This is a genomic window from Caballeronia fortuita, assembly GCF_001544835.2.
GTDB classification, from domain to species: domain Bacteria; phylum Pseudomonadota; class Gammaproteobacteria; order Burkholderiales; family Burkholderiaceae; genus Caballeronia; species Caballeronia fortuita.
This window is the reverse complement of sequence record NZ_FCNX02000004.1, coordinates 41208-65558: the sequence shown is the minus strand read 5'-3', so window position 1 is coordinate 65558 and position 24351 is coordinate 41208. Positions and strand designations below refer to the sequence as shown.

At 62.6% G+C, this 24351-nt stretch carries 24 protein-coding genes; 6 read left to right on the top strand and 18 right to left on the bottom strand.

Features of this window, described 5'->3' with window-relative positions; translation table 11 throughout:
- Positions 1–15: 15 nt before the first annotated feature.
- Both AWB77_RS09355 and AWB77_RS09350 read right to left on the bottom strand, forming a co-directional pair.
- Positions 16–1698, bottom strand: coding sequence for an OmpA family protein (locus tag AWB77_RS09355; RefSeq protein ID WP_061134161.1), 1683 nt, complete (start codon positions 1696–1698; stop codon positions 16–18).
- Positions 1699–1703: 5 nt separating this feature from the next.
- Positions 1704–2429: a DotU family type IV/VI secretion system protein gene (locus tag AWB77_RS09350; protein WP_061134160.1), complete on the bottom strand. Its 726-nt coding sequence runs from the start codon at positions 2427–2429 to the stop codon at positions 1704–1706.
- Between the two features lie 454 nt (positions 2430–2883).
- On the opposite strand from AWB77_RS09350, the gene tssB reads away from it, so the two are divergent.
- The 4 genes from tssB (at position 2884) to AWB77_RS09335 (ending at position 5899) form a co-directional block, all read left to right on the top strand.
- A complete protein-coding gene (gene tssB, locus AWB77_RS09345; RefSeq protein ID WP_061134159.1) occupies positions 2884–3396 on the top strand; it encodes a type VI secretion system contractile sheath small subunit in 513 nt (170 codons plus the stop codon).
- 54 nt (positions 3397–3450) lie between these two features.
- On the top strand, positions 3451–5004 hold the full coding sequence (gene tssC / locus AWB77_RS09340) for a type VI secretion system contractile sheath large subunit (protein WP_061134158.1): 1554 nt from the start codon (positions 3451–3453) through the stop codon (positions 5002–5004).
- Between the two features lie 301 nt (positions 5005–5305).
- Positions 5306–5479 carry a hypothetical protein gene (locus tag AWB77_RS37295; protein ID WP_341844957.1) on the top strand — a complete coding sequence of 58 codons (174 nt, stop codon included), beginning with the start codon at positions 5306–5308 and terminating at the stop codon, positions 5477–5479.
- A 9-nt stretch (positions 5480–5488) separates the two neighbouring features.
- Positions 5489–5899, top strand: a complete 411-nt coding sequence (locus AWB77_RS09335) for a type VI secretion IcmF C-terminal domain-containing protein (RefSeq protein ID WP_061134157.1) — start codon at positions 5489–5491, stop codon at positions 5897–5899.
- Between the two features lie 108 nt (positions 5900–6007).
- On the opposite strand, the gene AWB77_RS09330 is transcribed toward AWB77_RS09335, so the two are convergent.
- The 14 genes from AWB77_RS09330 to AWB77_RS09265 are packed head-to-tail and all read right to left on the bottom strand — an operon-like array spanning position 6008 to position 19170.
- The gene (locus AWB77_RS09330; protein WP_061134156.1) at positions 6008–7435 is read right to left on the bottom strand and encodes an MFS transporter; all 1428 of its coding nucleotides are present in this window, start codon (positions 7433–7435) and stop codon (positions 6008–6010) included.
- Positions 7436–7454: 19 nt separating this feature from the next.
- Entirely contained in the window at positions 7455–8672 is a 1218-nt protein-coding gene (locus AWB77_RS09325) for an NAD(P)/FAD-dependent oxidoreductase (RefSeq protein WP_061134155.1), read from the bottom strand.
- Positions 8665–9630: a VOC family protein gene (locus tag AWB77_RS09320; protein WP_061134154.1), complete on the bottom strand. Its 966-nt coding sequence runs from the start codon at positions 9628–9630 to the stop codon at positions 8665–8667. Before AWB77_RS09320 ends, AWB77_RS09325 begins: the two co-directional genes overlap by 8 nt.
- 10 nt (positions 9631–9640) lie before the next feature.
- The gene (locus AWB77_RS09315) at positions 9641–11131 is read right to left on the bottom strand and encodes an aldehyde dehydrogenase (protein WP_061134153.1); all 1491 of its coding nucleotides are present in this window, start codon (positions 11129–11131) and stop codon (positions 9641–9643) included.
- A gap of 14 nt (positions 11132–11145) precedes the next feature.
- Positions 11146–11970: an aspartate dehydrogenase gene (locus AWB77_RS09310; protein ID WP_061134152.1), complete on the bottom strand. Its 825-nt coding sequence runs from the start codon at positions 11968–11970 to the stop codon at positions 11146–11148.
- Positions 11963–13630 (bottom strand): thiamine pyrophosphate-binding protein, encoded by a 1668-nt coding sequence (locus AWB77_RS09305; RefSeq protein ID WP_061134151.1) that lies wholly within the window; start codon positions 13628–13630, stop codon positions 11963–11965. The genes AWB77_RS09310 and AWB77_RS09305 overlap by 8 nt, the downstream gene beginning before the upstream one ends.
- Positions 13623–14438: an SDR family oxidoreductase gene (locus AWB77_RS09300; RefSeq protein WP_061134150.1), complete on the bottom strand. Its 816-nt coding sequence runs from the start codon at positions 14436–14438 to the stop codon at positions 13623–13625. Before AWB77_RS09300 ends, AWB77_RS09305 begins: the two co-directional genes overlap by 8 nt.
- The gene (locus tag AWB77_RS09295) at positions 14435–15295 is read right to left on the bottom strand and encodes an IclR family transcriptional regulator (protein WP_061134149.1); all 861 of its coding nucleotides are present in this window, start codon (positions 15293–15295) and stop codon (positions 14435–14437) included. Before AWB77_RS09295 ends, AWB77_RS09300 begins: the two co-directional genes overlap by 4 nt.
- Positions 15292–16152: an alpha/beta fold hydrolase gene (locus tag AWB77_RS09290; protein ID WP_061134148.1), complete on the bottom strand. Its 861-nt coding sequence runs from the start codon at positions 16150–16152 to the stop codon at positions 15292–15294. The genes AWB77_RS09295 and AWB77_RS09290 overlap by 4 nt, the downstream gene beginning before the upstream one ends.
- Before the next feature lie 7 nt (positions 16153–16159).
- Positions 16160–16687 carry a cupin domain-containing protein gene (locus tag AWB77_RS09285; protein ID WP_061134147.1) on the bottom strand — a complete coding sequence of 176 codons (528 nt, stop codon included), beginning with the start codon at positions 16685–16687 and terminating at the stop codon, positions 16160–16162.
- 30 nt (positions 16688–16717) lie between these two features.
- Complete coding sequence (locus tag AWB77_RS09280; protein WP_061134146.1) at positions 16718–17470, bottom strand: SDR family oxidoreductase; 753 nt, start codon at positions 17468–17470, stop codon at positions 16718–16720.
- Positions 17463–18524 carry a Rieske 2Fe-2S domain-containing protein gene (locus tag AWB77_RS09275; protein ID WP_061134145.1) on the bottom strand — a complete coding sequence of 354 codons (1062 nt, stop codon included), beginning with the start codon at positions 18522–18524 and terminating at the stop codon, positions 17463–17465. Before AWB77_RS09275 ends, AWB77_RS09280 begins: the two co-directional genes overlap by 8 nt.
- Positions 18525–18542: 18 nt before the next feature.
- Positions 18543–18851, bottom strand: a complete 309-nt coding sequence (locus AWB77_RS09270) for a recombinase-like helix-turn-helix domain-containing protein (RefSeq protein WP_061134144.1) — start codon at positions 18849–18851, stop codon at positions 18543–18545.
- A 1-nt stretch (position 18852) separates the two neighbouring features.
- Positions 18853–19170 (bottom strand): non-heme iron oxygenase ferredoxin subunit, encoded by a 318-nt coding sequence (locus tag AWB77_RS09265; protein WP_008345991.1) that lies wholly within the window; start codon positions 19168–19170, stop codon positions 18853–18855.
- 426 nt (positions 19171–19596) lie between these two features.
- Between AWB77_RS09265 and AWB77_RS09260 the strand changes: the two genes are divergently transcribed.
- Complete coding sequence (locus tag AWB77_RS09260) at positions 19597–20670, top strand: porin (protein ID WP_061134143.1); 1074 nt, start codon at positions 19597–19599, stop codon at positions 20668–20670.
- A gap of 93 nt (positions 20671–20763) precedes the next feature.
- Here the strand turns inward: AWB77_RS09260 and AWB77_RS09255 are convergent, their stop codons facing one another.
- Positions 20764–21645: an IclR family transcriptional regulator gene (locus AWB77_RS09255; RefSeq protein WP_061134142.1), complete on the bottom strand. Its 882-nt coding sequence runs from the start codon at positions 21643–21645 to the stop codon at positions 20764–20766.
- A gap of 217 nt (positions 21646–21862) precedes the next feature.
- On the opposite strand from AWB77_RS09255, the gene AWB77_RS09250 reads away from it, so the two are divergent.
- Positions 21863–23482, top strand: a complete 1620-nt coding sequence (locus AWB77_RS09250; RefSeq protein ID WP_061134141.1) for an FAD-dependent monooxygenase — start codon at positions 21863–21865, stop codon at positions 23480–23482.
- Here the strand turns inward: AWB77_RS09250 and AWB77_RS09245 are convergent.
- Positions 23473–24219, bottom strand: coding sequence for a class I SAM-dependent methyltransferase (locus AWB77_RS09245; RefSeq protein WP_244158506.1), 747 nt, complete (start codon positions 24217–24219; stop codon positions 23473–23475). The two genes, AWB77_RS09250 and AWB77_RS09245, sit on opposite strands and share 10 nt — an antisense overlap.
- Between the last annotated feature and the right edge of the window lie 132 nt (positions 24220–24351).

The following is a 24351-nucleotide window of genomic DNA, read 5'->3' as shown; positions in this document are numbered from 1 at the left end:
ATTCGAATGGCGATGTCAGTTCGCGTTGTTCGTGGTGTCCGGTACGAGCGTAATCTCGACGCGGCGGTTTTTTGCGCGACCCGAAGGCGTGTCGTTGGCGGCGATAGGACGCGTATCGCCGTAGCCTTGAACCGCGAACTGCGTCGCCGGGATGCCGGATGCATCGATCAGCCAGTCGCGCAATGCAGCCGCGCGCGCGTTCGACAAAAGCAGGTTGGCCGCCGCGCTGCCGACATCGTCCGTGTGGCCCGCGACGATGATCCGCTTGCCGGGATGCGCCTTGATGAGTTCCACGGCGGCGACGAGCGCGCGCGTCGAACCGGGCTTCAGTTCCGTCTTGCCGCTGTCGAAGAGCGACATGCTGTCGAGCGTGACGACGGTCGGCGGTGGTGGCGGCGGCTGATAGCTCGCGATGGCCGCATTCAGCGCAGGCGAAAGCTGCGCGCCGTGATACAGCCCGAAGGACAGCCGCAGCGGCACGCCGGTCCGGTTATAACGATCCAGTTCGTCGCGGTCGGCGACGACCGCTTGCAGCGCATCGCGGCGTGCGGCGTCGTGATCCGGCGCGATCGACGCGTAGCGGTCCAGATGCGTCTTTATCCTTTCGAGAAGCTGCGCGTTATGGCGTCCCGCGCCGAGGAACGCCGCGCCCGCAGCCAGCGCGACGATGCCGATGGCATGCGCGAACGCGGCCATACGCGGCGATGTCACGATGCGGCGCGGCATCGATGCGATCAACTGTTGCGGCAACGGCCACGGCGCGGGTGTCGCATCGACGCTCGCGGGCGCGATGCGCGTCTGCGTCTGTACGTGGAGTTCCCACGGTTTGGCCGCATCGCTCGCGGGTCCGCAATCGATCCAGCCCGCGCCATGAAGCGCCCACGGCGAAGCCGGCTGGCGGGAATCGGTGAGCGTGTCGATCACGACGCGCTGCGTCCATCCGACGATCGACGCCAGCGCCGCCGCATGCACCGACGCATAACGACTGTCCGCGTGGCGGCACGCATTGTCTTCCGCGTTGCGGATGACGGCTTCGAAGCGTTCTGCATCGACGAGCGGCGCCGATGCCGACGCGCAATGCCACTCGCGCGCCACGTTCGCATCGCGGGGCGCGAGGCTCGTTAGGCGCTGATAGACGGCCACGTAACCCGGCAGGCGCGCACTCACGATGCGCGATGCATCGGCGAGTGATTGACGCGCCACGCGCAGGCGTTGCGCAAGCGCGTCGGCATCGGCGTGAAGCGCGGGCGCGACGCTCAGCACGACGCCATCGGGCGGCTGTCCGTCACGCCATTGGCGCGTCGCGAGCGCGATTTCGGGCAGATCCTGCGGACGATCCACGCGCAGCCAGATCGCGCCATCGCCGATGAACACGAGGCGCTTCTCGCCAGCGGAGCGGTCGAAGAGCGTGGCGAGCGCATCGCCGGTGACGAGCACGAGCGGCATGCGGGTGCGCAGATTGAGCGGAATGTCGACGGTGGCCGCGCCCAGCGCATTCAGGATATGCGCGCTGCGCCGGCGCGCACGCGACAACTGTCGCGTGCGCCAGACGATCAGGCTCGCCGCGACGATCAGCACGCCGACCGTCGACAACCAGATCCATTCCTTGCCGAACGGCTGCACGAACCAGTGCACGCACAGCGCGAGAAGCGTCGCGAGAACGATCATCACGCGCGCCGGATAACCCAGTCTCTGCATGGCGCTCACGGCTTGACGGCGGGAATCAGCGCCGCCAGTTGCGCATCGAGCGCGATGTGCCAGACGAGCCACGTCACGAGCGCGGCAAAAGAGCCTATACCGGCGATCGCCCAGGGCGAAAAGCGCCGCAGCCAGTCGCCGAAGCGCCGACCGGGTTCGTCGATGACGAGCGCGCGCTCGCTTCGAGGACGCAGGCGCTCGATCATCGCGTTCAATTCAGCGATGAGCGCCGCGCGCTCGCTTTCGCCGCCGACAGCGTACCGGCCGCGAAATCCCAGTCCGAGAAGCGCCGCATAGCATTCGAGCAGGTCGACCTGCGGGGCGCGTTCGCGCATCCGAAATTCGAGCCGCTCGAACACGCGTTCGCCGGCATCGTGCTGTTGGAAATTCTCGACCTGCAACGGCTGCGCGGACCAGCTCGACTTTTCTTTGTCCGACAGATGATGCAGTGCCGCCTCGTCGAGCAAGGCGCATTGCGCCTTCCGCGCATCTTCACGCACGTCCGCCGGATAGCCGCGTCGATCCAGAGCGGCGCCGAATTCCGCGACCAGCGCCGCGCAGCGCGGACGCAAGACGTCGAATTTCTCGGGGGCGCCGCCGGTCGATAGCGTCGCGACGAGAAGCGCGGTGTCGCGAAGAAGATCGCGAATACCTGACATGGGCGACGGCGGAACCCCCGGCGCAGCCTCCACGAGGCTCGGATGGGCGGAAGACGAAGACAGCATGTTCATGAGTGTCGAAGCGGTTTTGCTTTCCGCCTTTCCATATTTCGGAATGCTTATTTGTGATTCGGGCGGCGCATTTTATATTCCGGAACACGATTCGTATAGTTTCGGGATAAGCGGGAGAGAAATAACGGGCAAAGGCGAAAGGTCTTTCGAAAACAGTAACTTGCGGTGCAGGAAGCCATTTCCGGCTATTTTCGAGAGAGCACGGAGATCGCTGTAATTTGTCAATTAATGTTTCTCGCGGCATCGTTCATTAGCTTGGCGCGTATCCAGGAGCGGTCAGAAGAATTTGAAAAACCATTGTTTATCAAAGGCAATCTACGAGTGTCGCATACTGTTTGCCGTTTATTTAGGCAGACGTAGCATTCTGTTGGATTGCCGTGAAACCTGTTCTAATATACGCCGCGAAAGAAAGCGAGATAGGTACTTGTTTTCCAAATTTTATTAAGGATTATTGATGGATAGCTTCCACAGAGAAATTCCCAAGAGCCGTGTTTCGATCACGCTCGATCTGCACACCGGCGGCGCGCAAAAGAAGGTCGAATTGCCGCTGAAACTTTTGGTCGCAGGCGATTTCAGCGCGGGGCGCGAACAGGCGCCGCTTTCCGAGCGCAAAAAAGTCAACATCGACAAGAATAACTTCGACGCTGTCCTCGCCGATCACGCGCCGGACCTGAAATTCGCCGCCGAGAACACGCTCGCGAACGATGGCTCCGAGCTGCCGGTGAACCTCTCCTTCCGTTCGATGAAGGACTTCGAGCCCGAACAGGTGGCGCGTCAGATTCCTGAATTGCAGGCGCTGCTCGCCGTGCGCAATCTGCTACGCGATCTGAAGTCGAACCTGCTCGACAACGGCACGTTCCGTCGAGAGTTCGAAAAGATCCTGAAGAACAAGGAACTCTCCGACAAGCTGCGCGGCGAGCTTTCGCAGATCGCCACGGCGGCGACGCAGCCGGAAGGCCAGGCCTGATTCCGGCCGCCTTTCTCACGCTTCAACTGACAAGCATTCCAGACAGGACAAACAATGAGTAAGAAAGAAGTCCGCGCGAGCGCCGCAGGCGAAACCGTCGTGCTCGATGCGCCGCAAGAGTCGTACGGCGACAGCGTCTATGCGTCGCTTTGCAACAAGATCAACCTGAGTCCGGTGGTGCAAGCGCGCCCGCTCGAAGCATTCCGCGACAACGACATGCTTTCCGAAGCATCCGCCGACGAACGCCTTGCGCGTGGCATGGGCGCGTTCCTCGATCTCGTCGCGCAGACGAGCAAGCCCGTGGATCGCCTCGACAAGTCGCTGCTCGATTTCTTCATCGGGCAACTTGATCGCCAGATCAGCCGTCAGCTCGATTCAGTGATGCACAACCCGGAGTTCCAGGCGTTGGAAGGCCGCTGGCGCGGTCTGAAGATGCTCGTGTCGCGCACGGATTTCCGCAAGAACACGCGTATCGAAGTGCTGGACGTGTCGAAGGATGCGCTGATCCGCGACTTCGAGGACGCGCCGGAACTCATTCAGAGCGGGCTGTATCGCCTGACGTACATCGAGGAATACGACACCCCGGGCGGCCAGCCGATCAGCGCGCTCGTCAGCGACTTCGAATTCGCGAACTCGGCGCAAGACGTGGCGTTGTTGCGCAACATCTCGAAGGTCGCGGCGGCGGCGCACATGCCGTTCATCGGCTCGGTGGGCGCGGCGTTCTTCGGCAAGAAGTCGATGGAAGAAGTCGCGGCGATTCAGGACATCGGCAACTACTTCGATCGCGCGGAGTACATCAAGTGGAAGAGCTTCCGCGACACGGACGATGCGCGATACGTCGGCCTCGTGATGCCGCGCGTGCTCGGCCGCCTGCCGTACGGCAAGGACACGACGCCCGTGCGCGCTTTCAATTACGAAGAGCAGGTCAAGGGACCGGACCATGATCGTTATCTCTGGGTGAACGCATCGTTCGCCTTTGCGGCGAACATGACGCGCAGCTTCGTGAACAACGGCTGGTGCGTGCAGATTCGCGGTCCGCAGGCGGGCGGCAAGGTGGAAGACCTGCCGGTGCATCTGTACGACCTCGGAACCGGCGTGCAGCCGAAGATCCCCACCGAAGTTCTGATTCCCGAGACGCGTGAGTTCGAATTCGCGAACCTCGGCTTCATTCCGCTCTCGTTCTACAAGAATCACGATTTCGCGTGCTTCTTCTCGGCGAACTCGACGCAGAAGCCCGCGCTGTACGAGACCAAGGAAGCGACCGCGAACAGCCGCATCAACGCGCGTCTGCCGTACATCTTCCTGCTGTCGCGCATTGCGCATTACCTGAAACTGATTCAGCGCGAGAACATCGGCACCACGAAGGACCGGCGTCTGCTCGAGCTGGAACTGAACAACTGGATCAAGGGTCTCGTCACCGAGATGAAGGATCCGGGCGACGAACTGCAGGCATCGCATCCGCTGCGCGAGGCGAAGGTGATGGTGGAGGACATCGAAGACAATCCGGGCTTCTTCCGCATCAAGCTTTTCATCGTGCCGCATTTCCAGGTGGAAGGGATGGATATTGGCCTGTCGCTGGTTTCGCAGATGCCTAAGGCGAAGAGCTGATTGGCTGCGTAGCTTCTGCTGGAACGCTGGAGTGGCTCGAGGGCCGCTCCGGCGTTTTTTTATGGTTCGACCGGCGCGCACAGGAGCGGCAGCTCTTGCATTTCGGCCGACCGGGATTCCGGTTCGGCAGGCAAGACGAGTCATTTTTGTTAGATGGAGAAATGTTGGCTCGGAAGATCACCGGACAGTCCGCCTTGGAGTGCAAATAAGCAGCGTGAGGAGTTCGGCAAAAGAATGAAATCCGTGGGCTTCGTGAACGAGGCAGAGGCACACAGCGCATGACTGAACGAATGTTGCCCGCGTGTGTGATCAAAGGTACGATCCGAAACTCCTCACGGCGCTCAACAAGCTTACCCACGTTTCGACTGCGCTCTTCCCGTCGGGCGATGCACACGTGCGCTTCGAGTTGCAAGGCGTAGCGACGCCGGGCATCACGGACATGAGGCTGATTTCATCGGATCAGCAACTCCACTAGTTCAATCAGATGGAACAGTGGGTGCCGTTCGAATGGCCGGGGCAAGCGCTGGATAACAACGCGCAGCTTCAGTGGGAGACGGAGGAAGGCGGCTTGCGTTCGACGATGTACTCGCAGGGGCGCTTCGCATTCATCCGGCTGCTCGAGCGCGCGACAGTCACACAACAGGATAATGCGCGCTACCTGCTGTCGTGGACGCCGGACCAGGGTGCGGGGCCCTTACTCTCGGTGCAGTTGCGCGCCGAAGCGGGCGCGGGTCCGCTTGACGTGCTGGCGCTCCGTCACTTTACGCTGCCCTCGCGCATCTTCGTGACGAAGACGCTCGCCGAGAAGGCTGCCGGACCGACGCCGCCGCCCTTGCCGCCGGGTGCATGGGCAGTCGCGCAGAAGGTTGGCGTTCCGTTGCCGGGGGCGAACTGATGCATGCGGGCTTGTACCATTGTTTGCGGTAGCGGTTATTAAAACGCCGGAGCGGCTCGAGGGACGCTCCGGCGTTTCTTCTTCAAGCCTCAATGAAGACAAGATCTCTCAAACCTCCAACTGCTCCAACACCTTCCCCTTCGTCTCGATCCCCATGAAATGCACCGCCGCCGCCGCAATCACCGGCACGACCGCGAGCGCATAAAACGCGACATCCATGTTCCCGCCCATCAAGGTCTTGCCGACGAGCGCCGGCGCGAAAATCGCCGCGATCTTGAGCCACGCACCGCCCAGACCGCATCCAAAAGCGCGAATGCTCGTCGGATACAACTCCGGCGTATAAACATAGGCGGTGATGAACCCGCAAGCCATGAACCCGAGCGCGAACGCACAGAACGTCGCAACCACATACACCGATTGCGTGACGAACACACCCGCGCACACCAGCGACACCGCGCATAACACGAACGACCAGTTGATGACCGGCTTGCGCCCGACCTTGTCGACGATCAGCGCGCACGTCAGCGAGCCGATCACGCCGAGCACCGATGCCGCCACCGCAAGATTCAACGCAAGCTGCAACGGCGCGTGATAGACGGTCTTGTAGATCGTCGGCAGCCACGTGGAAAGACCGTATTGCAGCACGCCGCACGTCATCCACAACAGCGCGACAGCAATCGTGCGCTTCAGATACGCCGGTCCGATCAGATCGAGACGACGCCGCTTCGGATGACGATTCGCCATCGCTTCGAATTCGGCGAGATTGCCGAGCGGCGGCAGCGGCTGCTTCACGGTCGCCTCGAATGCGCAGAGCGCATCGCCCGCTTCGCGCATGCGGCCGCGTTCACCGAGCCAGCGCGGCGATTCCGGCACCAGCGTGCGCAGCATGAAGAACAGCACGAGCGGTATGCCGCCGATGAAATACATCGCTTCCCAGCCGAAGCGCGGCACGATCCACGCGCCGAGCGCATTCGATGCCAGCAGGCCAATCGGAAACACGATCTCGTAGAGCAGCACGAAACGCCCGCGTCCATGCGCGCGCGTGATCTCGTTGATGTACGTCGCCGCGACCGGCAACTCACCGCCGAGCCCGAGCCCCTGCACGATACGCAGCGCAACGAACACCGCGAACGATGGCGCGAAGCCGCACGCGATGCTCGTCAGCCCGATGATGCCCGAGCTCCACGCGATCGAACGCACGCGCCCGAAGCGCTCCGCGAGCGACGGAAACAGGAACGCGCCGATCAATTGCCCGATCGATCCCGACGCGATCAGAAAGCCGATCTGCCCCGGCGTGAGCCCCCATTTCTGGATGAGCAGCGGCAGCGTCGCCGCGATGACGATGACATCGAAGCCGTCGAAGAAAGTGGCCGCGCCGATCAGGATACGCGCGCGCACCTGCATCGCATTGGCGGGCAGACGTTCAATGCGCGCGATGATCGATCCCTTCGTGACCGCTTGAGCGGCCGCAGCCGCATCGGCGACTGTCGTGGCCGAGCCGCCGTGCTCGACCGCCGTGTTGCTCATGCTTCTCATGCCTGCTCCCGTCAATGTGTTATGCGAGTGCTTTCGCCGTATCCGCGAGCGTCGCGATATCGACCGCGCGCCCCTGGCTCATCCATTTCTTTGCGACCTTGAGATCGCGCGTCGCGTTGATCGCGATGACGCCGCGCAGTACATCGCCCTCGAAGAAGAACAGCGATGCGCGGCGCGCGTCCAGATCGCCGCGAACGACAGGCGTCGCGCCGGGCGGAACGTCGCCGAGAATCTGCAGGTTCACGTCGTATTGATCCGACCAGAACCACGGAATCTCCGCATACGGCGTGCGCGCGCCGAGCACCGCGCGCGCGGTCGCGATGGCCTGGTTCTGCGCGTTTGCCCACGATTCGAGACGCACGCGGCGCTTGAGCCACGCGTTCGGATGATTGGCCACATCGCCGCAAGCGAACACGTGTTCATCATTGGTTGCGCCGAATTCGTCGACGACGATGCCGTCGTTGCATTCGATGCCCGCGCTCTCCGCAACCGCCGTGTGCGGCTTCAGCCCGATGCCCGCGACGGCGAAATCGGCGTCGACGAACGTGCCATCCGCCAATAGAGCGCGCACGCCTTGCTGGTTATCTTCGAGCGATGCAAGCGATGCATTCAGCCGCACATCGACACCGTGATTGCGATGCAGCTTCAACAAAAACGCCGACACGCTCTCGGGCACCGAACGTCCGCACAAACGCGGCGCGCCTTCGATCACCGTCACGTCTACGCCGAGCTTTCTGGCGGTCGCCGCGACTTCGAGACCGATCCATCCGCCGCCGATCACGACGAGACGCTTGCTATGACTTTCGCGCAGACGCTTGCCGATATGAACCGCATCGTCGAGCGTGCGCAGATAGGCGAGATGCGATGTCTTGACCATCGCGTCGGGCAGACGCCGCGCCGCGCCGCCCGTCGCGATGACGAGCCGGTCGTACTGCACTTCGCGCCCGCTCGCCGTTCGCACGATGCGCGCATCGCGATCGATCGATGTTGCGCATTCCGGCTGCCACGCTTCGACGTTCAGCTCGGCGAAGGCATCGTGATCGACGATACGCACCGTGTCGATATCCGCTTCGCCCGCAAGCACGGCCTTCGACAAAGGCGGACGTTCATAAGGCAGATGAATTTCATCGGCGATCATCACGAGGCGGCCGTCGAAGCCTTCCTTGCGCAAGGTCTTCACAATCCATCCCGCCGCCTGCCCGCCGCCGATCACGACGACTGTCTGGAGATCAGCCATTTTTACGCTCCGTCATGAACTTGCCTTCGGGCGCCTTCGCATCCTTCTGGCGGCGCGTGTTGCCGTCGAGACCGCCATCGACGGCCCATTCGGCGAATACGGTCGGACCCGGTTCGAAGTCGCGCGGCTGCCATTCGGGCGTGAGCACGTCCTCATCGGCGTAATACTCGATGAGACCGCCCGCCGGATTCCTGAAGTACCAGAAGTACGCCGATGAAACCGGATGACGTCCTGGCCCGAGTTGCGTCGTCCATCCGCAGCGGCTGATATGCAGGCCGCCGCCGAAGACTTCGTGGATATCGCGCACGGTGAACGCGACGTGATTCAGGCCGCGTTTGCCGTCGGGCAGTTGCAGAAGAAAGAGATCGTGATGTCCGCCGTGCGGCGCGCAACGCATGAACGCGCCGCGTCCCGGATAGCGATCCGATGTCTCGAAGCCGAGCAGCTCGTGATAGAACTTCTCCTGCTCCGCGACGCAGTTCGTGAAGAACACGACATGTCCCACTTCGACCGGCTCCGCGCGTTCATAAACAGGGCTCGGCGTATCGATACGCAGCGCGTTGCCCCACACGTTCGAAGGCGAGCCTTTCAGGTCGATGTCGCGCTTCTTCGTCACTTCGACGCGAATCGCCATGCCGTTCGGATCGATGCAACCGACCGCATCGTCGGTTTCGATATGTCCGGGCTGGCCCGCGAAGCGTCCGCGCAATGCGTCGAGTTCGGCGCGCGTCGCGACGGACCACGTGACTTCGCGCAGCGTCGGACCGCCTTCGAAGGCCGGCGGAAGTGCGGGATCGTCGGCGAGGGCGAGCAGCACTTCGCAGCCGTTGAGCGTCTCGAAACGCGCGCGCGTTTCATCGTGCGCGACTTCCTTCAAACCCCAGTCGGCGAAGAAGCGCCGGCAGGTGTCGAGATCGGTTACGCCATATGTGATGCGTTCAATGCCGAGAATCGTCATGGCAACTCCTTCAGTTCGCCCACGGCAGCGGGGCATCGTTCAAGCCCCAGTAAAGGCTCTTTTGCTGCATGTATTCGCGCAGGCCGAGGCGTCCTTTCTCGCGTCCCATGCCGCTGTCCTTCCAGCCGCCGAACGGCGTCGAAATCGAAAACTGCTTGTACGTGTTGATCCATACCGTGCCCGTGTTCAGCGCGCGCGCGACGTTCCATGCGCGCTTGTAATCGCGCGTCCAGATGCCTGCGGCGAGGCCAAACACGCTGTCGTTTGCCTGGCTAAGCAACGCGGCTTCGTCGTCGAAGGGCAGGGCGGCGAGCACAGGTCCGAAGATTTCTTCCTGGCACATGCGCGCGTCGTTCGTGAGACCTTCGATGATCGTCGGCAGATAGAAGAAGCCTTTCTCGCGGCCATCGCCTGTCGGCCGTTCGCCACCGCACAATAACGTGCCGCCTTCTTCGAGACCGAGCGCGACATAGCGTTCGATGCTCTCGCGATGCTGCGATGTAATCAGCGGACCCATCTGCGTGTTCTCGCGCGTGGGATCGCCGACGCGCAGCTTGCGCGCGCCATCGACGAGACGCGCCATGAATTCGCCATACACCTTGCGTTCGACGAAAAGTCGCGACCCCGCGATGCACGATTCGCCCGATGAACTGAAGATGCCGTACAGCACGCCGTTCACCGCATGATCGAGATCGGCATCCGCATAGACGATGGTCGGCGATTTGCCGCCGAGTTCCAGAGATACCGGCATCAGCTTTTCCGCCGCGAGCCGCGCGATGCCGCGGCCCACTTCGGTGCCGCCCGTGAACGCGACCTTCTTCACGAGCGGATGACGTACGAGCGCATCGCCGATCACCGAGCCTTTGCCGGGCAACACGCTGACGACGCCTTTGGGCACGCCCGCTTCCTCGCAGATGCGCGCGAGTGCGAGCGATGCGAGCGGCGTCACTTCCGCGGGCTTCAGCACGACCGCGTTGCCTGCTGCAAGCGCGGGCGCGAGCTTTTGCGCGTCGGATGCGATCGGCGAATTCCACGGCGTGATTGCGGCGATGACGCCGAGCGGTTCATGCACGCTCATCGTCAGATAGTCGCCGCGCGAAGGCGTGAGTTCTTCTTCGAGCGTTTCGAGGCACGCTGCGAAGTAGCGGAACGTGCTGGCCGCGCTCGTCACCAACGCGCGCGTTTCGCTGATCGGCTTGCCATTGTCGCGGCGCTGCAATTGCGCGAGCGCTTCATGGCGCGCTTCGATCAGATTTGCGATGCGATGCAAAATGGCGGCGCGCTGATGCGGCTTCAGTCCGGCCCAGTCGGCCTTTCTATAGGCACGATCCGCGATCTCGACGGCTTCGCGCGCGTCGTCGGCATTGGCGGTGCTGATCTCCGCGTTGACGGACTGATCGGCGGGATAGATGCTCGTGTACTGATTGCCGCGCCCTTTGCGCCACTCGCCGCCGATCAAGATATCGCCGGATGTCACGAGCGAAGTGTCGGGATGATTCATCGTCCAAAAGCTCCTTAGATGACGCAGCGCGCCGCGCGATTGCGCAACGCACGGATCGCGCTGAATGCGGTCAGCGCCGATGTCTTGGGATTCGACGGCAACGGCTTGCCGCACATTTCCAGCGACATTTCACCGAATGCGCCGCGGGCAACGATCCGATGCACGTTGCGTTCGACAGCCGGATCGGCGATGAGACGAACGCGCGTGCCGTCGAGTCCGAGTCCGGCGAGCGCAATGGTCGCCGCGACATTCGCGTTCTTCGGATAGAGCCGCGCTGCATCGCGTGCGCTGCCTTCGAAGATGATCTTCTCTTCGGTCAGCGACTGCAGATCGCACAGCGCTTCGGCAGGCGTGCCGAGCCAGCCGAGCGGCGGCTTGCGGCCGGTGTACTGCACGTCGTCGAGGCCGCCTTCTTTGGCTGCGGCAAGTGCATCGACGCCGCCGATCGCACCCGACAACAGCGTGACCGTGGCCGCGCCTTCGTCGGCTGCATCGGAAAGCGCGTCGAGCAGACCGGCTTCCGATAGCGCACCGATCGATGCGACCGCGCAATCCGTGCCCGACTTCAAGAGCGGCACGACGTGATCGACGAGCGCGGCATGTCCCGCACATTCGAGCGCGAACTCGGGATGACTCGCAAGCGCATCGACGCGCGAAACGACATCGACGTGATCGCCGAGCACCGAACGCACGTGATCGCAATCGCGTTCCGGCACGATCACATGCGAGATGCGTACGAGCGGATCGTGGTCGAGCGCGCGAAACACCGCGGAGCCGATCGCGCCGAAGCCGATCATCGCGATGTCGATCGCATGCTGTGCATGACGGGGATCACGCATATTCCGGCTCCTTCGGCTCTTCCTTCTTCACGGGCGGCCCTGCGAACGCAGTAGCGAACGAGCCGACCGACAGCATGTCCACTTCGACGAGCACGGGGCCATCGATCGCGAGTCCTTCGCGCACGATGTCATCGGTCTGATCGAGCGACGTAATGCGGCGATGCGCGAGACCGAGGCTCGCACAGAACTGCGCGAAATCCGGCTGATGCAAGTCGACGAACATGCGCCGTCCGCCGTAATTCGCGTCCTGAATGTTGCGGATCACGCCATAGCATTGATCGTTCATCAGCACGATCATCACGTTGGCTTTCTCCTGCACGGCGGTCGCGAGTTCGCCGACATTGACCATCAAGCCGCCATCGCCGACGAGCGCGACGGTCTTCTTCGCCGCGCCCGACAACGCCGCGCCGATCGCCATCTGCATGCCTTGCCCGATGCCGCCGCCGAGCGCATGCACGCCGGCGCGCGGATTGAAGATCTTCAGAAGACGATTGCCCCACGTGCTGTTCGAGATCGTGACGTCGCGGACCCAGTTGTAGTCCCGGCCCACGGCGCGCTGCAACGAATCGACGAGACGCTTGTACGGCCCGAGACCCTTCGATACTTCCGCGACGGCCGTTTCGCGCGCGGCGGCGAGATCGCCCGCAAAAGATGCATCGACACGGATGCGTCCTTCGAGCAGCGTCGCGAGTTCGTCGAGTACGCGCGAAGCATCGCCATGCACGAAGAGATCGTTGCGATAGCCGCGGTTATCGGCGAGGGCATCGGCGTCGATGCGATAGAGCGGTTGCGGCAGCGCGAGCTTGTACTTCAGCGTTTCGTTGCCGCGCAGACGGGAGCCTACGACGACGAGCGCATCGCACGTCTTGTAGAACGCTTCGACGGATGGATGCACGTTGAACGCGCCGAGCGTCGCCGGATGGTCTTCGGGCAGCACGCCGCGGCCTTGCACGCTTGTCACGACGCCGAAGCCGAGCTTCACGAGACGCTCGACCGCGCCGCGCGCATGACGTGTGCCGCCGCCGAGCCACAGCAACGGACGCTTCGCGCGCGTGAGCGCATCGGCGAGCTGCTTCACGCGCAGGCTGTCGTGCGTCAGCGTGTTCACGTGCGGCGCGGCGAGATCGGCGGGCCATTCGATTTCGGCCGCTTGAATGTCGATGGGAATCTCGACGCTTACCGGACCCGCGGGCGCGGTCAGCGCGACGCGCACGGCTTCGCGGATCGTCGGCAATGCGGTGTCGACGGTGCGCACGCGAAACGCCGCCTTCGAGATCGATTGCAGCATTGATAGTTGATCGGGCGCTTCGTGAATGTATGCGAGATCCTGATCGAGATATTCGGTTTCGATCTGCCCGGTGATGTGCAGCAACGCGGTGCCCGCGGTCAACGCTTCGACCATCGCGCCCGCTGCATTGCCGGCCGCCGTTCCCGTCGATGTGAACGCGACGCCGAGTTCGCCGGAGACGCGCGCGAGACCATCGGCCATGTTCAGCGCGCCTGCTTCGCCGCGTGCGCCGACATAACGGATGTTGCCGCGACGCCCGATCGCATCGAGGATCGGCATGTTGTGGATCGAGATGACGCCGAACGCCGTGCGCACGCCGCATTGTTCGAGGAACGCGGCGATCAGTTCGCCGACCGTGGTTTTTTCAGACATGACGAGCAAAGCCTCCGGAAACATCGATATGGCTGCCGGTCGTGTACGACGACAGCGGTGTTGCGAGATAGAAGAGTGCCTGCGCCGCTTCTTCGGGCAAGCCGAAGCGGCCGAGCGGAATGTTTTTCTTGCGCGCGATCTCGCCGGTCCATTGCGCCCAGCTTTGAGGCGCGGGGTTATCGGCGTTCTCGTTCAGGTAGTTTTGATAGCGGCGCTTCCATTGCCCCGATTCGACGATGCCGATCAGAATCGAATTCACGCGGATGCGTTGCGGCGCGAGTTCCGTCGCGAGCGATTTGACGAGGCTCAACACGCCCGCTCTCGCCGACGATGTCGCGACCATATGCGGCTCGGGTTGCAGCGCGAGCAGCGAGTTCACGCAGACGATCGCGGGCGAGGGCGCGTCGTTCAGCATCGGCAGGAAGGCGCGCGTCGGACGGATGATGCTGAAGTACTTCAGTTCCAGTTCGTCGCGCCAGGCGTCGTCTGTCGTATCGGCGAAAGTGGAGACGCGGCCTTGACCCGCGTTGTTCACGAGCATGTCGACGCGGCAGAAGCGTTGCATCACTTGCGATGCGAATGCGTTCGTTTGCTCCGCATCGAGCACGTCGCAACGGACAGCGAGCAACTGCGCGTGCGGGTACTCATCGGCGAGCGAGGCTTGCGCGCTTCGAAGACGTTCGCCATCGCGTCCGCAAATGGCGACCGAGGCGCCCGCTTGCAGGAACAATCGCGCCGTCGCGAAGCCGATGCCCGAGGAGCCGCCCGTGACGACCGCGACTTGCCCGGAGAGATCGATCTGAATCATTGCAACCCCAAGGACTTCATGTAACGGGTCGGCGTTGCGGAACGCGCGGCCGGACGATAGTTGAGACGCATCGAGAGCGCATCGGCGGCTTCGCGCACCTTGTCGATGAGGCCGCTGTCGAGCAATGCCGCGTCGATTTCCGGACGCGGGATCGTCGTCGTGATGACGGCGACGATGCGTCCCGTGTCGTTGCGAACCGGCGCAGTGACGACCGATATCCCGCGCTCGAACGACGACTGGCTCGTCGCGTAGCCGCGTTCGGCGTCTTCTTTCACGCGCTCGTAGAGTTCTTCGACGCTTTCCGGCGTGGACTTCGTGAAGCGTTCGAGATGCGTTTCCGGATAGAGCGCGCGCAGTTCATCGAGCGAAAGATCGCCCATCAAGACGTGACCGTGCGTCGTTGCGTGTGCTGGCAGACGCGTGCCGACGTTCACCTTCACCGAGCTGAAGATTGGCGCATGGCTCTGCGCTTTCGCGACGAACACGACATCGCGGCCATCGCGAATGAGGATGTGGCTCGTGAGGCCGGTCGCATCGCGCAATGCTTCGATGATCGGCAGCCCGAGATCGGTCAGTTCGAGCGAGCTCAGATATTCGAAGCCGAGACGCAGCACGGCGACGCCCAGGCGATAGTTGCGGTCCTTGTCCGCGCGCTCGAGAAAGCCGAGCGATTCGAGCGTCTGCAACAGACGGAAGACGGTCGTGCGTGGAATGCCGAGACGTCGCGACAATTCGGGCGCGCCAAGCACGGGTTCGCGCGGCGAGAATTCGGTGAGGATCTTCAATCCGCGCTCGAGTCCCGGCACGATGTAAGTCGGTTCGCCCTTGTCGGCTTCTTCTGTGGCGAGGGATGTCATTGCGGTACTCCGTCTTTCATGTGACATTCGATGCCTTGGCAAAACGTATCGATCAACGCGGTATAGGCAGCGGCCGATTCGACATAGCCCGCGTGACCCGCGCGCGGCATCACTTGCAGACTTACGCGCGCCGCCTGCGCAATGCGCTCGCATGCGTGGGGCGGCGTGATCGTGTCTTCCGCACCGACTGCAACCGCGATGCGTCCGTGAAAGCGCGCGATATCCGCTGCGAGATCGGCATTCGCGAGAAGATGCGTCGCTTGCGCATAACCCGTGGGCATCACGCGGGCCATGTTCCATCGAACCCATTCGCGCGCTTCGTCATCGGCGTATTGCGACAGCATGTTGGCGCTGCGCTCGCGTGCAAGTCCTTCGGGGCCGAGATCGTTCAGCATCTTCAGACGTGCATCGCGTTTCGATTCGCGCACTTCCTTCGATGCAGCGCCGTAACCCGCAGCGGGCGATATCAGCAACACGCCCGCGACGCGCTCCGGCGCATGCGCGGCAAACGATCCCGCGATGATCGCGCCGAGCGAATGTCCGGCGATCACGCATCGATCGATATCGAGCGCATCGAGCCATGCGCGCAACGCTTTTGCATAATCGAGCGCGATCGGCGAATCACTAACGACGCATGTGGAATCGCCGTAACCCGGCGCATCCCATGCAAGCACGCGCCGCGTCGCACCGAGCGCGTCGAGCTGATGCACCCACGACGCCGCGCCCGACCCGATTCCATGCAGCAGCACGACGGGCAGCGTGCGCCGATGCATCGCACCGGCCCCGCGATACGCCGTGATGCCGAGCGCGGTATCGATACGCGTTTCCGGAAAGCGCGCGAGCGTGTGAATGTTCATGCGGGCCTCAACGCTTGAGCTTCGCGAGCGGCGAGTCCGGCGGATACGTCGGCGTGATGGGCTTCGACGCGCCGAGCATCACGCACATCAGCGCATCTTCCTCGCCGATGTTGATCTCCGTGCGATACACGCCCGGCGGCACCGAAATGAGATCACGCTCGCCCAGCACGGCTTCCCACGTCTTGCCGTCCTTCTCGCAGACGACTTTCATCTTGCCGCGCAGCACGAAGAAAATCTCTTCGACGTCGACATGAATATGGCTCGGCCCGATGTTGCCGGCGGGGATCACCATCGTCGAGAAAGTGAAGCTGCCTGCGGGAATCGTGTTCATGTCCTTCGATACACCCGTGCCGCCCGTTCCGACATAGCGCATTTGCGCGCGGCGATACTTCGGGTCGAAGTCGGCCTGAAACTTGAGCGCGTCCCAGTCGTAGCGGCGCGTGTCGAGGCGTGCGACGCGCGAGTCCATCCATTGATCGAAGCTCGCGTCGGCGGGCTGTTCCCACGATTTACGTTCGATGTCTGCATCGGCCATTGCTTTCTCCAATATGATCAGGTAAGCGAATCAATTCATCACGAAGCCGCCGTTCACCGGCAGCAACTGGCCCGTCACGAAGCGCGCCGCATCCGAGAGCAGGAACAGCACGGGGCCGTTCACGTCGTCGGGAACCTGCGCGCGTGTCAGAGCGCGGCCTTTGAGGTAGTACTCGTGGCGCTCGGGGGGCACATAGGCAGTGGCTTCCACTTCCGTGAGACCGGGCGCGATCGCGTTCACGGTCACGTTGCCTGCGCCGAACTCGCGGGCAAGCGAACGCGTCATCGCAATCACGGCGCCCTTGCTCGCTACATAGGCAAGCAACTTCGGCGCGCCCCACAAAGCCGTGTCCGATGCGATGTTCACGATGGCGCCGCGCCCCGAAGCCTTCAGGTGCGGCAGGCACGCGACGCTCATCAGCCACGTGCCGCGCACGTTGACGTTCATCACCGCATCCCATGTTTGCGGCGTGAGTTCATCGGCGGACTTGCCGCCCGAATGGGTGATCGCGGCGTTGTTGATGAGCGCGTCGATACCGCCCAATGCGTGCGCGCTCTGCTCGACGAATTCGTCGATGCTTTGCGGATCGTTCAGATCGAGCGCGAAGAAGTGCGCATCGTGAAGATCGCGCGCAAGCGCCTCGCCTTCGTCATGCAGCACATCGCCGAACGCCACACGCGCGCCTTGATCGACGAGCGCGCGAACGAACGCCGCGCCGAGTCCGCGAGCGCCGCCCGTCACGATCACGCGACGGCCTTCCAGCGTCTTCGACGCATCACGCATGAGCGTGCTCCGTGTTCTTCGGCAATGCTTCGAGTGCGGCGAGATGTTGCTGCGCGCGCTGCTTGAACATGCGGCGCACGCGCGTCATGCCGACATCGTGCTGATAGAGGAATTCGTGATCGCGTGCGTTGGGCGCGAGGCTTTCAAGCACGTAGCGGTCTTGTTCGAGCACGGCCCAATGCAGCCCTTCGAGTCGATTGCGATACAGGAAGCGCCATGCATCGCGCTGCCATCCGGAGACCTTGCGCGTGCGCCAGAAATAGACCTGGCAGTTGTCGTTATCCACCGGCGTGGCAAAGCCGATGATCCCGAAGTTGCCGCCCGGGCCGAACTTCTTCTTGTAGGGAATCGCCAGACGCATCCACAGGCAGCCGGTTTCGCCAAGCTCGACCCAGTCGAAGTTCACGTCGCGCTGGCCGACCTTCTCGAACATGAGGCCGGTTTCAGTCTTGCGCACGCGCATGTCGGCCTGTTTGTCGCCTTCGGCCATCGAGTGCGATGTGGCGTGGAGATACGCGCCGTGCATCGGGTCCATCACGTTATCGATCGCGTACTGGTAATTGCACTTCCAGTGGGACATGCACAGGAAGCTCGCGTATTCATCGCCGACGAGTTCTTCCGGCAGCACGAGCGGCGCGGGTGCCTTGTTGGCGTCGTCGCCGAACCAGAGGAAGATCGCGCCCGCGTGTTCTTCGACGGGGTACGACTTCACGCACTTCTGGCCTTCGAGCGGACAGGCGGACACGGCGGGCACTTTCTGCACGGTGCCGCTGCCATCGACTTCGATGCCGTGATACCAGCACGCGACGCTGCCGCCGAGATTCCATCCGAGCGACAAGCGCGCGCCGCGATGCGGGCAGCGATCTTCGAGTGCATGCACTTTGCCTTCGTTATCGCGCCAGAGCACGATCTGATCGCCGAGACGCGTCAGGCCGATGGGCGCATTCGCCACTTGCCAGCTAGGCGCGACGGGATACCAGTAGTTGCGCAAGCCGCGATCGAGATAAGCCTGAACGGGATCGGCGGCGAGGGTGGATTGCTGAGGGGACGTCATGGGGAAAGTGCTCCTTCTTTATTCGGCGAGCGTGCGCAGTTCGGCGGCGAGGCGATCGGCGGTCCATGCGGCGCCTTCGGGCGTGCGGAAGCCGTCCTTGTTCAGGCCCGCGACGACTTGATCCAGCTCCAGCGCCCCTGCTTCGAAGACGCGTTCGAGCGCATCGCCGAAGTCGTTTTCGTATTGCGTCGGCTCGGCCTTACGCGTCTGCCAGATGAAGTTTTCCGTTTCGCCCGGCTTCTCGATCACGCCTTTACCGGCGACGTTGTTCGGCTGCGGCGCGAGCCACGGCTTGAGATGCGGATTGAAGTTCACGACTTTTTCCATGTCACGCCACCTTGATCTGGATTTCCTCGCCGGCGAGGCGGACCGAATACGTCTTCAGGTCGCGGCCGCCGGGCTCTTTCAGGCATTTGCCCGTGGGAATGTGAAACACCGCTTCGTGCAGCGGGCATTCGACGGTGTCGCCATCGACGAAGCCTTGCGTCAGCAGCGCATATGCGTGCGGGCAGACGTTCTCCAGCGCGTACAGCGCGTCGCCCACCTTGTAAATACCGATCTCCGCGCCGTCATCGAGCTTGAATTCGATCGGTGCGTCTTCCGACAGATCGCCGGCATGTCCGGCGCAGCGCCATTGTTCAGACATCTCTCACCCTGTTCTCTAGTTCGGATGTGTTCCACTAAAGGAACAACAGTTCGTGTATGGTGATTATAGGAGTCGTCCGAGCGAGAAAAAATAAAAACATGAATCTCTAGGTGAAAACACTGAAGTCCAAGCGTTCGAGAATTGACGTTGACGGTAAGAACACCCGCTTGTCATTGATTTGTAGGCTTTTTCCGCAGCGCCGCTGCCGTCGAAGGCGTGACTCAGGGTCTACCCGAGCGCGTCTTAAATTTATTTTTTTGACGCGTAAAGCTCACTATACTTTCCATAGGCAGTACGTTGATCCATAGATGGAACGTAAAGCGATTCAACAGAAATGTCATCCGGGGAAGCGCAATAACTGACGCAACCCGGAACAGGAAAGCGGGCGAGGTCCGCGTTCGAACCATACGGTCAGGAGAACGAAGGGTGAAGCACATCATCGCAGCGGGGCTCATCGGAGCCGGGGTGGCGACCGGCGCATCGGCGCAAAGCAGCGTTACGCTATACGGCAGCCTCGATGCCGGCATCGCGTACATCAACAATGTCGGCGGCCATCCGAAGTGGATGGAGGAGCAGGGCAACATGCAGCCGGATCGATGGGGCTTTCGCATCGTCGAAGATCTGGGCGGCGGCTTGAAGACCGTCGCGCAACTCGAGAACGGGTTCTATACGAACACGGGCAACTTCGCGAAGGCCGGCACGCTGTGGAATCGGCAGGCGTATCTCGGGCTTGAGCAGGAGAACGTCGGCACGCTGACGCTCGGGCATCAGACGCCATTCAGCTTCGACATGCTCGGGCCGCTCTCGACCGCGTATCTTGCGGCGAGCTGGTATGCGTTCCATCCGGGCAATATCGATCAACTTGCCGATACGGGCGTCGTGCCTTACGACAACTCGGTGAAATTCCGCTCGGCGAACTTTTACGGCTTTTCTGCCGGCGCGATGATGGGCCTCGGCAACACGACGAACTTCTCGACGGGACGCAACTACGGCTTCGGCATCACGTATGCGAATGGTCCGTTCAAGGCGGCGGCTACATATTCGAACGAGCACAATCGCACGCCCGCGATCGCGACGACCGGACTCACGACGTTCCAGGGCCAGCCGGCTACGACTTACATGGCGGACAAGCAGGAAGAGATGGGCGCGGGCGCGTCTTATGAGATCGGCAAGTTCGTGGTGCACGGACTCTATACGCGCGTGAAGCTGCAGTCGAACGGACGCTCGGACACGTTTCAGTCATACGATGCCGGCGTGACGTTCAAGCCGGTCGCGTGGAACTGGATCGCGGGCGGCGCGGCGACGACGACGTTCGCGGGCGGGCGCTGGACGCAGTTTGAAATCGGCGATATCTATATGTTGTCGAAGTCGACGCAGCTTTACGTCAATGCGCTTTATGAGCATGCTACTGGGGGAGTGAAGGCTGCGTTCTTTACGGCGGGGGTTTCGAGTACGGCGAATCAGGTCATCGTGTTGGCGGGGGTGCATCATTCGTTCTGATTTTTTGTCGCTGGATCCCGTTTCGTCATCGGCTTATTAGCACAGGGGCAGTGCTAATAGACCACAAAACAATTGGGATCCGGCGAAAAAAGATCAAACAACAGCAGCACCAGATCTCCCCGCTAAAGGCCGATAATTCAACCGCATGGAAAGCTCACCCGCGGCCCCACAGATCTCCGCGACGAGACGCGCTTTCTCATCGTCGACGCCAATATCCGACCGCGGCACGGTCGCCGCCACCGCCGCCACGATCGCGCCCGAATGATCCCGCACAGGCGCGGTCACCACCGAAATCCCCCGCTCGAACGATGCTTCGCTCACCCCGTAACCGAGCGCCGCGCATTCCCGCACACGCTCGTATAACTCTTCGACAGTCCCCGGCGTGCGCTCCGTGTACTTCTCCAGTTGCGCCTCAGGATAAAGCGCCTTGAGCGCAGCCATAGACAGATCGCCCATCAGCACATGACCATGCACCGTTGCATGAGCAGGCAGGCGCGTGCCGACATGCACCTTCACCGAACTGAATAGCGGCTCGTGACTCTGCGCCTTTGCGACGAACACGACATCGCGCTGATCGCGGATCAGCAGATGCGTGGAAAGGCCGGTCGCATCGCGCAGACGTTCGAGAATCGGCGTGCCGAAATCGGTTAGCTCCAGCGAGTTCACATACTCGAAGCCAAGCCGCAACACCGCGACGCCAAGTCTGAAATTTCGGTCGCCGTTCACGCGTTCGAGAAAGCCGAGCGCTTCGAGCGTCTGCAGCAGACGAAACGTCGTCGTGCGCGGAATGCCGATACGCCGCGACAACTCCGGCGCCCCCAGCACCGGCTCGCGCGCCGAGAATTCGGCGAGGATGCGCAAGCCGCGTTCGAGGCCCGGCACGAGATAGCTGGAACCGCCGCCGGACGATGCGTCTTCGTCCGCGTTGTCGAGGGTCTCCGCCTGAGTGTCTTCCTGTTTGCTTCGTCGGGCCATATTCGGCTGTCGTTGTCATCGTGCGATGGTCAATCATAGCGCGAGAGCGTTCAGCCGCCGCTTTGTTCACTCGCCATGACATGTCATATTCGCTGCGCGGCTCGTGTCCGCGACGGTGCTCAACGTGCAAATTCCATCGCAACAGGCACGCATACAGCGGTTATCCTCCCTGACGACTCTCTACAAATTCGCCGGTTTCATCAGGAGAAAACGCATCATGTTCGCTACGACCGATGTGCTGATCGCCGGCGCGGGCCCCGTCGGTCTGATGCTTGCCGCCGAGTTGCGTCGCGATGGCGTGAACGTGCGCGTCATCGACGCACACGACGAGCGCGTTTTCTTCGTCAAGGCGCTGGGCGTCACGGCACGAACGCTCGAATTGTTCGTTGATCTCGGCATCGCGCGCGAGGCGATCGATGCGGGCGTATGGCTCACCGGTGCCGATACCTTCCAGGACGGCGCGCCCGCGTTCAGCGCCGAGATTGCGCGTCGAGGTCTGCCGTACGGCGCGCTGTCGCTCGCGCAGTTCGAGACGGAGCGCATTCTCGAAGCCGCGCTCGCGCGCAACGGCGGGCACGTCGAATATGGCGCGACGCTCGCCGATTTCATCGAATCGGGCGATTACATCGACGCACGCATACAGGACGCATGCGGCAAGGACCGCACCATTCGATGCCGCTGGCTCGTCGGCTGCGACGGCGCGCGCAGCACGGTGCGGCGTCATCTGAACATCGCCTTCGAAGGCGATCAGTACCCGCAAACCTTCATGCTCGCCGATGTCGATGTCGAATGGAATCTGCCGCGCGGACGCATGTACCGCTTCAACGTGTCGGGCGAAGGCGGTTCGGGACCGACCACGCTCGCAGCACTCCCGGTGCGCGGTTCGGCGCGCCGCTATCGTCTCTCGATGGTCCTTCTACCCGACGATGCCACGCGCCACACGCTGAACTCCACGCCCGATTTCGATGAAATCAGCCGCATCATGCTGCCGATCCTGCCGAAAGGCACGCGGCTTTCGTCGATGCGCTGGTCGTCGGTGTATCGCGTGAGTCATCGGATCGCGCAACATTATTCGCGCGCGCGCGTCTTTCTCGCGGGCGATGCCGCGCACATTCATCCACCCGTCGGCGGGCAGGGCATGAACACCGGCCTGCAGGACGCACACAATCTCGCGTGGAAGCTCACGCTCGCGTCACGCGGACTTGCGCGCGAAACGCTGCTCGACAGTTACGAATCGGAGCGTCGGCCCGTGGGACTGGATGTCGTCGAATCGACGAGCCGCGCGTTGAACACCGTTCTCGCGCACGGCGAGATCAAGCCCGCGATGCGCGAGACGCAATTGCTCGTCGGCTATCGCGGCAGCAGTCCGATCGTCGCGGACGAATGCATCGACATGGCCGCCGAATGGCCCGCGCCCGGCGATCGCGCGCCGCAAGCGGGCGGTCTTGTCGAAGCGTTCATCGGTCATGCGCAACGCTTGCACGATCATCTCGGGCGCGGCCGTCACACGCTCGTCGCGTATATCGATGGCGATGCCGACGGCGCACGGCTCGCCGCATTCGCCTCCGCTGTCGATGCATGGCGCGACGCGCTCGGCACGGCGGCGAGCGCGGTGCTGATCGTGTCGGCGCACTACGCGAGCGCGGCGTCGTTCGAAGCCGCGCCCGAAGCGTATCGGTGCCTGAGCGACGAAGCAGGCGCGTTCGCCAGCGCGTACGGCGCGAGGAACGGCATGGCGTGGGCCGTGCGGCCCGATGGACACATCGGCTTCAGAAGCGCGGCATGTGCTTCGCAGACGCTGCTTGCGTGGCTCGAACGCGTGCTCGGTCAGCGTTGAATCGCGATGACGTGGGCCTGAGTCTTCCCATCGATCGCGCTCGAGCCGAAGCGCGCCGCGATGGCATCGGCGCATATCGATGTCGCATCCTCGAGGCTCGCGCCCGTGCGCGCTTCGATCTCGTTGCGCAACGGCGTGCCCTGGCAATACGCGATGGCCGCATCGCGCGCCGACGACGCGCGGCTCGTTCGCGTGATGGTGTCGAAAAGCGGCGCGTCATCGAAGCCCGCCGCGGCGAGATCGCGTGTAATCGCTTCCTTGTCGAAATAACCGTGCGGCGTGCGTTGCATGAAAAGCGGCGGATCGTCGGGAAAAACGCGGGCAAGGGTCGCGGTGACCGTGTCGGCGAAGTCGTTTTCCTCGATGCGGTCCCACACGTCGAACAGCAGCGCGCCGCCGGGCCGCAACACGCGCCGCGCTTGCGCGAACGCGGCCGGCTTGTCGGGAAAGAACATCGCGCCGAACTGGCAAACGACGATATCGAAGCTCGCATCGTCGAACGGCAAGGCGAGCGCGTTCGCTTGCCGCCACGTCACGTTTCCTTCGACGGGCGTCATCGCGGCGCGATCGAGCATCGCCTGATTGAGGTCCGTCGCGACGATCTCGACATGCGCGTGCAATGCATGCGCCATTGCGCGCGTGAGCGCGCCGGTGCCCGCCGCCGTCTCCAGTACGCGCGACGGATCGCGCGCCGCCACGCGCTGCGCGATGTCCTCGGCGTAGGGAGCGAAGAGCATCGGTACTAAAAGCCGATCGTAAAGTTCGGGGATGCGTCCGGTGAAATTCGCGTCCATATGTGCGCTTTGCCGATTATTCGCGTGAGGCTTCAAGTCTTTTCACTCTACGCTGCTTTATCGCGTTCGAAGAGA